Origin of the sequence: Caulobacter hibisci (assembly GCF_016135805.1) — a bacterium.
Lineage (GTDB): Bacteria > Pseudomonadota > Alphaproteobacteria > Caulobacterales > Caulobacteraceae > Caulobacter > Caulobacter hibisci.
In genome coordinates, this window is record NZ_JADWOX010000002.1 from 570,707 (window position 1) to 583,020 (window position 12,314).

Below are 12,314 nucleotides of genomic sequence, written 5' to 3' on the forward strand. Positions count from 1 at the left end.
GCAGCGTCGCCGCCGCGTCCCCGTTCATGCTTACGTTAGGTTAGGTTAGGTTTCACCAGTTGTAGCTGACCCGGGTGTAGAGGAACCGGCCGTTGAAGCCGAACGGCGAGTAGTTGGGGAAGCCGACCACGCCGCTGGTGCTGTTGACGGCCGCCGGGGTGCGGTTGGGATACTCGTCGAACAGGTTGTTGGCGCCGACCGCCCAGGTCAGGTTCTCGCCGAAGGTGCGGCGGGCCTCCAGGTCGATCACCGCCTTGCGGCCGGTCCAGTAGTCGAGCGAGGCCGTGGCGTTGGGCTGCAGCACGGTGCCGTAGCCGGTCAGCTTCAGCGTCGCGCCCCAGGGTCCGTTGCTCCAGTCGCCGCTGGCCACGAACTTGGTGCGCGGCGTGCCCCGTTCGAAGGTCAGGACGTTGACCCGGCCAAACAGGGTCGGCGGGACCGGCAGCGACGACAGGGTGTTGGTCGTCGGCAGGCGGGTGACCTCGGTCTCGTTGTAGTTCCCCGCCAGGGTCAGGTCGAAGCGGCCGGCCGCCTCGGCGTCCAGGCGATAGCGCACGACCACGTCCAGGCCCTTGGTGGTGGTGTCGACGCCGTTGATGAAGAACCGCGCCGTGGTCACGCCGTAGGGCTGCAGCAGGGTGTAGATCGCCTGCTGGGTCGCCGTGCCGGTCGCGCTGCCCTGGATGTTCTCCGAGAGCACGATGCGGTTGTCGATGTCGATCTGGTAGGCGTCGAGCGTCACTTCCAGCGGGCCGCGGCGATAGACCACGCCCAGCGAGTAGTTGGTGCTCTCTTCCGGCTCCAGGGCCTTGGCGCCCAGCACCTGCGAGACGGCGCTGGTGGCCGGGAAGGTGCCGACCTCGGTGGCCACGCCGCTGATGATGTTGGTCGAGGTGGCCGTGAAGTACTGCTGTTGCAGGGCCGGAGCCCGGAAGCCCGTCGACACCGCCCCGCGCAGGGCGAAGCTGTCGGTGAAGTCGTAGCGGGCGGCGATCTTGCCGGTCGTGGTCGAGCCGAAGTCGGAATAGTCCTCGAAGCGGGCGGCCACATCGACGTCCAGCTTGTCGGTCACCTGGCTGTCGAGGTCGACATAGAGGCTGTAATTGTCGCGGCTGACATCGACCTCGTTGCTGGGGCGGAAGCCCGGGAAGCCCTGGGCGCCGGCCGCGAGGTTGTTGTAGCCGCCATTGGCCCAGGACGCGGTCTCGCCGGCCAGGATCTCGTAGGATTCCTTGCGGTACTCGGCCCCGAACGCCAGGGTCGAGGGCTGGGCGAAGGCGGCGATTTCCAGCGGACGGGTGATGTCCAGCGAGGCCACCGCCTGCCGGTACTTCATCGAGCCGGCGTAGAACGCGGTCGGCGAGGTCGGGCCGTAGGAGGCGTTGAGGCTGTCCTTGACGCCGTAGTCGATGTCGTTCTCGCCGTAGGTGACGCTGGCGTCGACCGTGTAGGCGCCGATCTCGCCCTTGGTCCCCAGGGCGAAGTTGTAGTCGTCGATGTCGGTGGTGATCTTCGGCAGGAAGCCCTGCGGATAGATGGCGGCGATGTTGTTGGCGTTGCTGGCCAGGCGCGGGAAGGCCGCGCTCTCGCCCTCGCGCTTCTGGTAGCCGGCCCAGCCGTAGAGGCTCCAGGTCTCGCCCAGCGGCAGGCCGGCGTTGGCGAAGATCGACTTGCTCTCGACCTCGGCGTCGCCGTAGCGGCCGGTGACCTTGTTCGGGGTGATGGCCGAGGACAGGTCGGAACGGTTGGTCGGGTTGCGCTTGGACCAGTCGCCGGTGACCGTCAGGAAGCCGTCCTTGGGCAGGGTGAAGCCCTGCCAGATCGAGGCGGTGTAGGTGACGCCGTCGTGGGCCTTGCGGCCGTCGGTGTCGCGGGCGGTCTTCACCTCGGTGTCGTAGAGGCCGTAGCTGGCCGTGGCGCCGCCGCCGCTGCGGGCTTGCCGCAGGCGCAGGTTGACGACCCCGGCGATGGCGTCCGAGCCGTACTGGGCGGCCGCGCCCTCGCGCAGGATCTCGACGCGGTCGAGGGCGGCGGTCGGGATGGTGTTGAGGTCGAAGGCGGCCGAGCCGCGGCCGACCGCGCCGTTGATATTGACCAGGGCGGCGGCGTGGCCGCGCTTGCCGTTCAGCAGCACCAGGGTCTGGTCGGGCGCCAGGCCGCGCAGCGTGGCCGGACGCACCGAGTCGGTGCCGTCCACGGCCGACGGGCGCGGGAAGTTCAGCGACGGCGCCAGGGTCGACAGGGCCTGGGCCAGTTCGGTCGAGCCCTGGCGGGTCAGGGCCTTGCTGTCGACCACGTCGACCGGCGAGACGGTGTCCAGGCGCGAGCGGCCGGCGGTGCGGGTGCCGGTGACGACCAGCTCCTCGACGGCGGTGGGATCGGTCGCGGCGACGTCCTGGGCGTAGGCGGACGAGGCGGCGAAGGCCGATGCCGAGGCGGCGGCCAGCAGGGCAAGTTTGATACGCATGAGATAACCCCTCTCGAAACCTGTCGGTCGGGGGACGTGCTGATACGCCTCTTGTATCCGACAGATGGATAGATGCTCGGAACTTGGGTGAGCGGAGGGGGCGATACAATCTGAGCAATTCTAGCCGCCCGCACAGAAAAATAGGGGGGGCGCAGAAAAAACGGCGCGGATTGCTCCGCGCCGTTCTTCAGTCTTCTGCGAAGGTCCTGACGGATCAGGCTTCGTAGTGGTCGCCTTCGTGCGAACCGGCGCCACCTTCCAGCATGTCCTGGGCGGCTTCGGCGTCGGCGGCGCGATCTTCTTCGAATTGCGAGGCGATGACGTTTTCGCCGCGCGCTTGGCGATCGGCTTCGTCTTGGCTGCGCGCGATGTTGAGGGTGACCGTGACGGTCACTTCAGCGTGCAGCTTCACCTTCACTTCGTGGACGCCCAGCGTCTTGATCGGCTTGTCCAGCACGATCATCGAGCGGTCGACCTTGCCGCCTTCGGCCTTGATGGCGTCGGCGACGTCGCGGCCCGCGACCGAACCGTACAGCTGGCCGCTTTCGCCAGCTTGACGGATCAGGACGTACTGCGTGCCGTCCAGCGATTCACCGGACTTGCCGGCGGTTTCGCGGTTGCGGACGTTGCGGGCTTCGATCTCGGCGCGTTGCGCTTCGAAAGCCTTGAGGTTGTTCGAGTTGGCGCGGAGAGCCTTCTGGCGCGGCAGCAGGAAGTTACGGGCGTAGCCGTCCTTCACCGTCACCACGTCGCCCAGGACGCCCTTGCCTTCGACTCGTTCGAGCAGGATCACTTTCATCGTGGCGTCTCCCTTACTTCACGACGTAGGGGAGCAGAGCCAGGAAGCGGGCGCGCTTGATGGCCTTGGCCAGTTCGCGTTGCTTCTTGGCCGACACCGCGGTGATGCGCGACGGCACGATCTTGCCGCGTTCGGAAACGTAACGCTGCAGCAGCTTCACGTCCTTGTAGTCGATCTTCGGCGCGTTGGCGCCCGAGAACGGGCAAACCTTGCGGCGACGGAAGAACGGGCGGCGAGCGCCGCCGGCGGCGGCCGGAGCCGCGGCTTCGGGAGCAGTCGTATCGGTCATGATCTATTTCTCCCTTACGCTTGCGGGGCGAAGTCTTCGCGCGGACGCTCGGAACGCTCAGGGCGGTCCGAACGCTCGGGGCGATCGCTGCGCTCACGGTCGCGACGGGCCAGAACCGGCGACAGTTCCAGGTCCAGCTCTTCCACGCGGATGGTCAGGAAACGCAGCACGTCTTCGTTGATCGACAGCTGGCGCTCCAGTTCCTTCACCGCCGGCGCCGGGGCGTCGATGGCGAGCAGGGAGTAGTGGCCCTTGCGGTTCTTCTTGATGCGATAGGTGAGGTTACGCAGACCCCAGTATTCGATCTTGGCGATGTGACCACCACCTTCTTCGATCAGGGTCTTGATTTGCTCGTTGAGAGCTTCGGCCTGTTGCGGCGAGATGTCCTGCCGCGCGATGACCACGTGTTCGTAGAACGACATGTTTTCCTTCTTCCGTTGTGGAAGGCGGCGCGGTCGGCGACGGAAGTCCGACAACCACGATGGATCCTGTGCGACGAGCGGGATAATCCCGGCCCCGTGAGGGGTTCGCGCAAGACCGCCTTCCAATAGAGCGCGCGCTATTACAGGAAACGGCGGTGCGAGGCAAGGCGAGGATCCATCCGGCGCCTGGCCGTCGAGCGCCGGGCGGGGCGCCTGAAATGCGGGCGCAATGTGCAGAGCCGCCGCGCCGCAGGCCTTTCTGCGTCGAAATTTCCGCGGCGAAATGGCTTTCGTAGCGGAAGTCAGCTTGCCGTTAACACCTTCGGTGGATAGGGAAGGAGCATGCGGGGCAGCATCCTCAGAAGCTTGATCCTTGGCGGCGCGATCGCGCTGTCGATGACGGCCGCCCCGACCTTCGCCCAGACCCTGCTGCGCAAGCCCGACCTGTCGGTGTCGTCCAACGACGGCCGCTTCACGGGCTATTCGGCCGCCCTGCCGGTCGACCTGTCGACCGACGCCGAGCGGGTCGACTTCACGGCCAAGGTGGCCGGCAATATCGAGCAGCCCACCTACGACGTGAACCTGAACCTCACGGCCAAGGCGCAGGAAGGGCCCAGCCCCCACGCCGTGGCCCTGGGCGCCTCGCTCAACAAGCGCGAGGCCGGCTTCCGCTCGTCGATGTCGCGGCTGTTCGGCTTCGGCGACCTGCCCAAGTCGAACTATGTCAGCCTGTCGGTCGACATGAACGCCACCCGCTCGATGATCGTCCCGGCCGCCATTCCGCTGGCCCGCGCCAATCTGCGCTCGGCCCTGACGCTGGACGGCCGCCAGGTCGCCGCTATCGGCTTCGGCGGCGGCACCATCGGCGACGAGGGCGTCGACTTCGCCCTGATCCGCCCGTTCGACATCCCGGCCGAGTTCTCGGTCAGCCTCCGCGCCGAGGACGAGCGGCTGCAGGACGGCCGCTTCATGGTCAAGCTGATCAAGACCAACTGGTAGCGGTAGGGCGCGGCGAGCGCGCCGCTGTCTTCAAAAACTCCCCCTACAAAAAGTCATCGCCCGCTTCATGCGGGCGACCCAAGCGACATGTCAGGATCGCAAAGTCAGCTTGGGTCGCCCGGACAAGCCGGGCGATGACTTCAGATACAGGAATGGAGGGAGGGCAGGGCGCCCCCGCCCCCTACTTCTTCTTCCCCGCCTTGTAGGCCTTCACCGCCTCCATGGTCTGGGTCACGTGGCCCTGGAAGTTCAGGTCGCTATAAGCCAGCAGCACCTTGCCGCCCGGCGCGATGACGTAGGAGGTGCGGTTGGACATGGTGTCCTTCAGCGGCAGCTTGACGTCGTAGTCCTTGATCAGGGCCGGGCTGGCGGCGGCCACGGCGAACTTGTCGCGGCAGTGCTCCTTCGAGAACTCCTTGATCCGGTCGACATTGCCGCCGGTGACGCCGATCACCGTCGCGCCCAGCTTTTCGAACTCGGGCGTGGCCTCGGCGAACTCGTGGGCCTCGGCCGTGCAGCCCGAGGTGTAGGCGGCCGGGAAGAAATACAGCACCACCGGGCCCTTCTTCAGCGCCTTGCTCAGCTTGAACTCGAAGTCCTTGCCGGCCAGGGCCGCCGGGGCGGTGAAGTCGGGGGCCTTGTCGCCGGGCTTCAGCGCCGCCAGGGCGGGGGCGGCGGCCAGCAGGCCGAAAGCAGCCAGCGAGGCGGCGAGGGCGAGGCGTTTCATCTTGGCGACTCCGATAGGGCGGGGGAAGAGCGGTGCGCGTTCAGATACGGAACGGCGAGCAATGTGGACGCGCCCCAACGGAAAGCAAGCGACGGCCCTTAGGGAAAGCAAGCGGGGGCAAAACGTCGGTCCGGCTTGCCCAGGCCTTGGGTTTCCCCTAACCCTCCGCCCCCAAGACATTGAATTACAGAGGAGCGGGCCGCCATGAGCATCGCCTTCATCTTCCCGGGGCAGGGCAGCCAATCGGTCGGCATGGGCGTCGAGCTGGCGGAGGCCTTCGCGTCCGCCCGCGAGGTGTTCCAGGAGGTCGACGACGCCCTGGGCCAGAAACTCTCCCAGCTGATGCGCGAAGGTCCGGAGGGTGATCTCACCCTGACCGAGAACGCCCAGCCGGCCCTGATGGCCGTCAGCCTGGCCGTGACCCGCACCCTCGAGAAGGAGTTCGGGATCGGCATCGAGCGCGCCGCATTCGTGGCTGGCCACAGCCTCGGCGAATATTCGGCCCTGGCCGCCGCCGGCGCCATCAGCCTGACCGACACCGCGCGCCTGCTGAAGCTGCGCGGCCAGGCCATGCAGCGCGCCGTGCCGGTGGGCGAGGGCGCCATGGCCTCGCTGATCGGTCCCAAGACCGATCTCGCTTTGGCCGAAGCGGCCGCCGCCGCCGGCTCGGAAGTCGGCGTCTGCGTCGTCGCCAACGACAACAACAACGGCAATGTCGTGATCTCCGGCGCCAAGGCCGCGGTCGACAAGGCCATCGAGAAGGCCAAGGAACTGGGCGCCCGCGCCATTCCGCTGAACGTCTCGGCCCCGTTCCACTGCCCGCTGATGCAGCCGGCCGCCGACGAGATGGCCGCCGCCCTGGCCGTGACCACCATCCTGGCCCCCAGGGCCCCGCTGCTGGCCAACGTCACCGCATCGCCGGTCCATGATCCGGACGTCATCCGCAAGCTGCTGGTCGAGCAGGTCACCGGCCGCGTCCGCTGGCGCGAGAGCATGACCTGGCTGGCCGGCGAGGGCGGCGTCACCCGCTTCGCCGAGGCCGGCGCCGGCAAGGTGCTGTCGGGCATGGCCAAGCGCATCGCCCCGGACGCCGAGGCGACCCCGCTCAACAGCCCGGCCGACCTCGAAGCCTTCGCCAACTCGCTCTGAAGGCGTCGCTCTGATCTTCCGCCTTGCCACGTCCTTATCCTTCGACAAGCTCAGGATGAGGACGACCGGCGCGGCGATCCGTTTGAAAACCTCATCCTGAGCTTGTCGAAGGACGAGGTTTTCGCGCTCAATCCCTCCGAAACGGAGAACGAAAAATGTTCGACCTCACCGGCAAGACCGCCCTCGTCACCGGCGCCACCGGCGGCATCGGCGGCGCCATCGCCCGGGCCCTGCACGGCCAGGGCGCCCACGTCGTGCTCTCGGGCACCCGCGAATCGGCCCTGACCGAACTGAAGACCGAGCTGGGCGAGCGCGCCTCGTTCGTCGTGGCGAATCTGTCGGACGCCGCACAGGTCGACGGCCTGGTCGCCAAGGCCGAGGAAGCCGCCGGCGCCCCGCTCGACATCGTCATCGCCAACGCCGGCATTACCCGCGACGGCCTGATCGTGCGGATGAAGGACGAGGACTGGGAAACCGTCATCAAGGTGAACCTGGAAGGCTACTTCCGCCTGGCCCGCGCCGCCGCCAAGGGCATGATGAAGCGCCGCGCCGGCCGCATCATCGGCATCACCTCGGTGGTGGGCGTCACCGGTAACCCCGGCCAGACCAACTACGCGGCCTCCAAGGCCGGAATGATCGGGTTTTCCAAGGCCTTGGCCCAGGAACTGGCCAGCCGCGGCGTGACCGTCAACTGCGTCGCCCCCGGCTTCATCGCCAGCCCGATGACCGACTCCCTGAACGACGCCCAGAAGGCCGGCATCCTGTCGACCATTCCGGCCGGAAAGCTGGGCGAAGGGAGCGATATCGCCGCCGCCTGCGTTTACCTGGCCAGCGATCAAGGTGGTTACGTCACCGGTCAGACCTTGCACGTCAACGGCGGCATGGCCATGATCTAGGCGAACGCCGCCTTGGGCTTTAAATGGCCCCGCTTCTTCGCGGCTGACCCGCTGGTCACCCGAAAAGGAACGTGATAGGCGGTGACCCGACATCTCGCGGACGGCGAATATTTTCAGCCGGTCGTGGGGTAAACAGATATCAAAACGAGGGACTAACAGAATGTCCGACATTCTCGAGCGCGTGCGTAAGATCGTCATCGAACACCTGGATGCCGATCCCGAGAAGGTCACCGAGAAGGCTAGCTTCATCGACGACCTGGGCGCCGACAGCCTCGACAACGTCGAGCTGGTCATGGCGTTCGAAGAAGAATTCGACATCGAAATTCCGGACGACGCGGCTGAGCACATCCAGACGGTTGGCGACGCCGTGAAGTTCATCACGGAAAAGACCGGCGCCTAAGGGCGTCGGGTTCGTACCCTCACGGGCGAACAGGACTATCAGCCGCCGCGCAGCACGGGCTCTTGCCATCGTGCGCGCGGCGGTTTTCGTATGTGGCCAAGATTCGCGCCGCAACCGGCCGATAGGGGTTAGCCTTATCGTCCGAGAACGGTGCGTCGGAAGGTTGGGAGCAATCCATGCGTAGAGTCGTCGTCACCGGGCTGGGCCTGCTGACTCCTCTGGGCCAGGGCGTCGAGACGTCCTGGAAGAACATCCTGGCCGGCAAGTCCGGCGCGGGCCGCATCACGGCTTTCGATCCGACCGACTATGCCTGCCAGGTCGCCTGCGAAGTGCCGCGGGTCGACGGTCGCGGCGGCGGCGGTCCGGATGTCGAGGGTTCGTTCGACCCCGACCAGACCATGAGCCCGCGCGATCAGAAGCGCGTGGACGACTTCATCCTCTACGGCATCGCCGCGGCGGACGAGGCGGTGAAGGATTCGGGCTGGGTGCCGGAAACCGACGAGCAGAAGTGGCGCACGGGCGTCATCCTCGGCTCGGGCATCGGCGGCCTGTCGACGATCGCCGACACCGCCCTGGAGCTGGAAGCCAAGGGCCCGCGCCGCGTCAGCCCGTTCTTCATCTCCTCGGCCCTGATCAACCTGATCTCGGGCCAGGTCTCGATCCGCTACGGCTTCAAGGGCCCCAACCACGCCGTGGTCACGGCCTGCGCCACCGGCGCCCACGCCATCGGCGACGCCGCCCGCCTGATCAAGTACGGCGACGCCGACGTGATGGTGGCCGGCGGCGCGGAAGCGGCCGTCTGCAAGATCGGCATCGCCGGCTTCATCGCCTGCCGCGCCGTCGCCACGGCCTATAACGACACCCCCGAAAAGGCCTCGCGTCCCTACGACAAGGACCGCGACGGCTTCGTCATGGGCGAGGGCGCCGGCGCCGTCGTGCTCGAGGAGTACGAGCACGCAAAGGCCCGTGGGGCCAAGATCTACGCCGAAGTGGTCGGCTACGGCCTGTCGGGCGACGCCTATCACATCACCGCCCCGGCCGAGGACGGCGAAGGCGGCGGCCGCGCCCTGGCGGCGGCGGTCAAGGACGCGGGCCTCCAGCCCTCGGACATCGACTACATCAACGCCCACGGCACCTCGACCATGGCCGACGGCCTGGAAGCCGGCGCCGTGGCCCGGTTCCTCGGCGATCACGCCAAGAACGTGGTGATGTCCTCGACCAAGTCGATGACCGGCCACCTGCTGGGCGCGGCCGGCGCGATCGAGTCGATCTTCTCGATCCTGGCCATCCGCGACCAGATTTGCCCGCCGACCATCAACCTCGACAATCCCGACGTCGACGTGCCGATGAACCTGGCGCCCAACAAGGCCGTGCCGAAGAAGATCGACGTGGCGGTATCCAACAGCTTCGGCTTCGGCGGCACCAACGCCTCCGTCGTGTTCCGTAAAGTCTCGTGAGCCAAGTCTCGTGAGCAAGGCCCCGCGTCCGCAGAAGAAGGCTCCGGCGTCCAAGCGGGCGTCGGGCGCCCGTAAACGGGAAACCGCGACCCTGGGGCGTCGCCTGGCCGCCATGGCCGGCGGCGGCCTGGTGGTCGCCGCGGTCGCGGCGCTCGTCGTCGCCGGCGGGGCCGTCTGGGTCTATGGCGGGCCCGGCCCCAAGGCCAAGAACGGCGAATACACCTCGGTGGTCCTGCGTCGCGGGGCCAGCGTCTCCGAGATCGCCGGCGCGCTGGAAGCGGGCGGGGCGATCCGCTCCTCGTCGCTGTTCCTGACCGCCTCGCAGATCACCGGCGCGGCCCGCAGGCTGAAGGCCGGCGAATACGAATTCCCCACCGGCGCCTCGCTCTCCACCGTCCTGGCCATGGTCCGCGACGGCAAGGTGGTGCGCCACCAGGTCACCGTGCCCGAGGGCGTGACCTCCGAGATGGTCGTCGAGATCCTGCAGCGCTCCGACGTGCTGGTCGGCGACGTGCCCACCCCGCCGGAAGGCGCCGTCCTGCCCGAGACCTATCAGGTCGAGCGCGGCGAGGAGCGGGCCGCCGTCCTGCAGCGGATGATGGACGACCGCGACAAGGTGCTGAACGCCCTCTGGGCCGACCGCGAGCAGGGCCTGCCGTTCCAGACCAAGGACGAGGCCGTCACCCTGGCCTCGATCGTCGAGAAGGAGACGGGCCTGGCCAGCGAGCGTCCGCGCGTCGCGGCCCTGTTCATCAACCGCCTGCGCATCGGCATGCGGCTGGATACCGATCCCACCGTGATCTACGGCATCACCCGCGGCCGGCCCCTGGGCCGGGGCCTGCGCCGGTCGGAGCTGGACACGGTCACGCCCTACAACACCTACAAGATCCCCGGCCTGCCGCCGACGCCGATCGCCAATCCGGGCCGCGCGGCCCTGGCGGCGGTGATGAACCCGCCCAAGACCGACGAGCTCTATTTCGTCGCCGACGGCACCGGCGGCCACGTCTTCGCCAAGACCTACGAAGAGCACGAGCGCAACGTCGCCCAGTGGCGCAAGATCGAGCGCCAGGCCAAGACCACGGCGCCGCCGTCGGCGGGAGACTGATCGCATGGCGCTTTCGGGCATGACAGGTTTCGCGCGCGTCGAAGGCGCCCTGGGCGACTGGAGCTGGGCCGTCGAGGCCCGCAGCGTCAACGGCCGCAACCTCGAGACCCGCTTCCGCGGCCCGCCGGGCCTGGACAGCCTCGACCGCGCCGCCCGTGACGGGGCGCAGGCCCGCTTCCAGCGCGGCCAGCTGACCGTCAACGTCCAGGCTCGCAAGGCCGAGGCCGCCGCCGCCCCGCAGGTCAATGTCGAGGTGCTGGAGCGCTATCTGAAGGCCGGCAGCCCCTATGTCGCCACCGGCATGGTCGCCAAGCCCAGCCTCGACGGCCTGCTGGCCCTACGCGGGGTCATCGAGGTCCGCGAGGACGACGAGGATGCCGACGCCCGCGCCGCCCTCGAGGCCGCCATGGCCGCCAGCCTGCACCAGGCCCTCGACGGCCTGAAGGCCGCGCGCCAGGAGGAGGGGGCTTCGCTCGCCCCGGTGCTGGCCGGTCTGGTCGACCGCATCGAGACCCTCACGAGCCTCGCCGCCGCCGAGGCCGAGGGCCAGCCGGCCATCCTCAAGCAGCGCTTCGAGCGCCGCATGGCCGAGCTGCTGGGCGAAAGCGCCTCGCCCGACCGCATCCTGCAGGAAGCCGCCGCCCTGGCGGTCAAGGCCGACGTCCGCGAGGAGCTCGACCGTCTGGCCGGCCACGTCGCCGCCGCCCGCACCCTGCTGGCCAGCGACACCGCCTCGGGCCGCCGCCTCGACTTCCTGTCCCAGGAATTCATGCGCGAGGCCAACACCCTCTGCAGCAAGTCGGCGCTGACCGCGCTGACCGCCCACGGCCTGGAACTCAAGGCCACGATCGAACAGTTTCGCGAACAGGTTCAGAATGTCGAATAACCCGGCCGACAAGAGCGGGCGCAAGCACCGCGGCCTCCTGCTGATGGTCGTGGCCCCCTCGGGCGTCGGCAAGACCTCGCTGACCCGCCGCCTGGTGGCCGACCATGGCGACCTGCACCTGTCGATCAGCGCCACCACCCGCGAGCCGCGCCCCGGCGAGCACGACGGCCGCGACTACCACTTCGTCTCCAAGGACAAGTTCAAGGCGATGATCGAGGAAGACGCCTTCTTCGAGTGGGCCGAGGTCTACGGCAACTACTACGGCAGCCCCAAGGCCCCGATCCTGGAGGCGCTGGAGCGCGGCGAGAGCGTGCTGTTCGACATCGACTTCCAGGGCGCCATGAAGGTGCACACCCAGGCCGGCCCCGACAGCGTGCTGGTCTACATCCTGCCGCCGTCCCTGGCCGAGATGAGCCGCCGCCTGCACGCTCGCAGCCAGGACAGCGAAGAGGTCATCGCCCGCCGCCTGTCGCGCGCCAAGGACGAGGTCGCCGCCTGGGAAGAGTTCGACTACGTCGTGCTCAACGACGACTTCGACAAGGCCTATGCGGACCTGGCCCACATCTACCACGCCGAACGCCACAAGCGCGCCCGCAACCCGTGGATCGGGGATCTGGTGCAGGACCTGCTGGGCGAGGAGATCTGAGCGGGATCACTGCGTGATCCTCGTCCTTCGACAGGCTCAGGATGAGGGTCAAGGACGGGCTGGACGCTAAGA

The 12,314-nt window shown here is 67.9% G+C and carries 13 protein-coding genes and 1 pseudogene; 8 read left to right on the plus strand and 6 right to left on the minus strand.

Annotated elements, in window-relative coordinates:
- Positions 1 to 52: 52 nt before the first annotated feature.
- From I4Q42_RS05800 to rpsF, 4 genes are all read right to left on the minus strand, one after another.
- The gene (locus tag I4Q42_RS05800; protein WP_198575104.1) at positions 53 to 2,467 is read right to left on the minus strand and encodes a TonB-dependent receptor plug domain-containing protein; all 2,415 of its coding nucleotides are present in this window, start codon (positions 2,465 to 2,467) and stop codon (positions 53 to 55) included.
- 214 nt (positions 2,468 to 2,681) lie between these two features.
- A complete protein-coding gene (gene rplI / locus I4Q42_RS05805) occupies positions 2,682 to 3,266 on the minus strand; it encodes a 50S ribosomal protein L9 (protein WP_198575105.1) in 585 nt (194 codons plus the stop codon).
- Between the two features lie 13 nt (positions 3,267 to 3,279).
- The gene (rpsR, locus tag I4Q42_RS05810; RefSeq protein ID WP_198575106.1) at positions 3,280 to 3,555 is read right to left on the minus strand and encodes a 30S ribosomal protein S18; all 276 of its coding nucleotides are present in this window, start codon (positions 3,553 to 3,555) and stop codon (positions 3,280 to 3,282) included.
- Positions 3,556 to 3,569: 14 nt separating this feature from the next.
- Positions 3,570 to 3,977 carry a 30S ribosomal protein S6 gene (rpsF, locus tag I4Q42_RS05815; protein ID WP_110117828.1) on the minus strand — a complete coding sequence of 136 codons (408 nt, stop codon included), beginning with the start codon at positions 3,975 to 3,977 and terminating at the stop codon, positions 3,570 to 3,572.
- A 342-nt stretch (positions 3,978 to 4,319) separates the two neighbouring features.
- On the opposite strand from rpsF, the gene I4Q42_RS05820 reads away from it, so the two are divergent.
- Complete coding sequence (locus I4Q42_RS05820) at positions 4,320 to 4,976, plus strand: hypothetical protein (RefSeq protein WP_198575107.1); 657 nt, start codon at positions 4,320 to 4,322, stop codon at positions 4,974 to 4,976.
- 181 nt (positions 4,977 to 5,157) lie between these two features.
- On the opposite strand, the gene I4Q42_RS05825 is transcribed toward I4Q42_RS05820, so the two are convergent.
- Positions 5,158 to 5,703: a peroxiredoxin gene (locus I4Q42_RS05825; RefSeq protein WP_198575108.1), complete on the minus strand. Its 546-nt coding sequence runs from the start codon at positions 5,701 to 5,703 to the stop codon at positions 5,158 to 5,160.
- A gap of 204 nt (positions 5,704 to 5,907) precedes the next feature.
- Between I4Q42_RS05825 and fabD the strand changes: the two genes are divergently transcribed.
- Entirely contained in the window at positions 5,908 to 6,852 is a 945-nt protein-coding gene (fabD, locus tag I4Q42_RS05830) for an ACP S-malonyltransferase (RefSeq protein WP_198575109.1), read from the plus strand.
- Between the two features lie 37 nt (positions 6,853 to 6,889).
- On the opposite strand, the pseudogene I4Q42_RS26560 reads toward fabD, so the two are convergent.
- Positions 6,890 to 6,984: pseudogene (locus I4Q42_RS26560) on the minus strand (hypothetical protein); the annotation flags it as partial.
- A gap of 23 nt (positions 6,985 to 7,007) precedes the next feature.
- Here I4Q42_RS26560 and fabG point away from each other — a divergent pair.
- The 6 genes from fabG to gmk all read left to right on the plus strand — a co-directional run bounded on the left by fabG (position 7,008) and on the right by gmk (position 12,242).
- On the plus strand, positions 7,008 to 7,748 hold the full coding sequence (fabG, locus tag I4Q42_RS05835) for a 3-oxoacyl-[acyl-carrier-protein] reductase (protein ID WP_198575110.1): 741 nt from the start codon (positions 7,008 to 7,010) through the stop codon (positions 7,746 to 7,748).
- 160 nt (positions 7,749 to 7,908) lie between these two features.
- Positions 7,909 to 8,148 (plus strand): acyl carrier protein, encoded by a 240-nt coding sequence (locus I4Q42_RS05840; protein ID WP_007672577.1) that lies wholly within the window; start codon positions 7,909 to 7,911, stop codon positions 8,146 to 8,148.
- Positions 8,149 to 8,324: 176 nt separating this feature from the next.
- Entirely contained in the window at positions 8,325 to 9,605 is a 1,281-nt protein-coding gene (gene fabF, locus I4Q42_RS05845) for a beta-ketoacyl-ACP synthase II (protein WP_198575111.1), read from the plus strand.
- A 10-nt stretch (positions 9,606 to 9,615) separates the two neighbouring features.
- Positions 9,616 to 10,710: an endolytic transglycosylase MltG gene (gene mltG / locus I4Q42_RS05850; RefSeq protein ID WP_198575112.1), complete on the plus strand. Its 1,095-nt coding sequence runs from the start codon at positions 9,616 to 9,618 to the stop codon at positions 10,708 to 10,710.
- Between the two features lie 4 nt (positions 10,711 to 10,714).
- Positions 10,715 to 11,596, plus strand: coding sequence for a YicC/YloC family endoribonuclease (locus tag I4Q42_RS05855; protein ID WP_198575113.1), 882 nt, complete (start codon positions 10,715 to 10,717; stop codon positions 11,594 to 11,596).
- On the plus strand, positions 11,586 to 12,242 hold the full coding sequence (gmk, locus tag I4Q42_RS05860) for a guanylate kinase (protein WP_198575114.1): 657 nt from the start codon (positions 11,586 to 11,588) through the stop codon (positions 12,240 to 12,242). The genes I4Q42_RS05855 and gmk overlap by 11 nt, the downstream gene beginning before the upstream one ends.
- Positions 12,243 to 12,314: the final 72 nt, after the last annotated feature.

What these genes read in the sequence shown, in the direction of transcription:
- rplI (WP_198575105.1), bottom strand. Translation starts at nt 3,266, where the DNA reads ATGAAAGTGATCCTGCTCGAACGAGTCGAAGGCAAGGGCGTCCTGGGC.
- I4Q42_RS05800 (WP_198575104.1), bottom strand. Translation starts at nt 2,467, where the DNA reads ATGCGTATCAAACTTGCCCTGCTGGCCGCCGCCTCGGCATCGGCCTTC.
- I4Q42_RS05840 (WP_007672577.1), top strand. Translation starts at nt 7,909, where the DNA reads ATGTCCGACATTCTCGAGCGCGTGCGTAAGATCGTCATCGAACACCTG.
- fabG (WP_198575110.1), top strand. Translation starts at nt 7,008, where the DNA reads ATGTTCGACCTCACCGGCAAGACCGCCCTCGTCACCGGCGCCACCGGC.
- I4Q42_RS05855 (WP_198575113.1), top strand. Translation starts at nt 10,715, where the DNA reads ATGGCGCTTTCGGGCATGACAGGTTTCGCGCGCGTCGAAGGCGCCCTG.
- I4Q42_RS05825 (WP_198575108.1), bottom strand. Translation starts at nt 5,703, where the DNA reads ATGAAACGCCTCGCCCTCGCCGCCTCGCTGGCTGCTTTCGGCCTGCTG.
- fabF (WP_198575111.1), top strand. Translation starts at nt 8,325, where the DNA reads ATGCGTAGAGTCGTCGTCACCGGGCTGGGCCTGCTGACTCCTCTGGGC.
- rpsF (WP_110117828.1), bottom strand. Translation starts at nt 3,977, where the DNA reads ATGTCGTTCTACGAACACGTGGTCATCGCGCGGCAGGACATCTCGCCG.
- I4Q42_RS05820 (WP_198575107.1), top strand. Translation starts at nt 4,320, where the DNA reads ATGCGGGGCAGCATCCTCAGAAGCTTGATCCTTGGCGGCGCGATCGCG.
- rpsR (WP_198575106.1), bottom strand. Translation starts at nt 3,555, where the DNA reads ATGACCGATACGACTGCTCCCGAAGCCGCGGCTCCGGCCGCCGCCGGC.
- fabD (WP_198575109.1), top strand. Translation starts at nt 5,908, where the DNA reads ATGAGCATCGCCTTCATCTTCCCGGGGCAGGGCAGCCAATCGGTCGGC.
- gmk (WP_198575114.1), top strand. Translation starts at nt 11,586, where the DNA reads ATGTCGAATAACCCGGCCGACAAGAGCGGGCGCAAGCACCGCGGCCTC.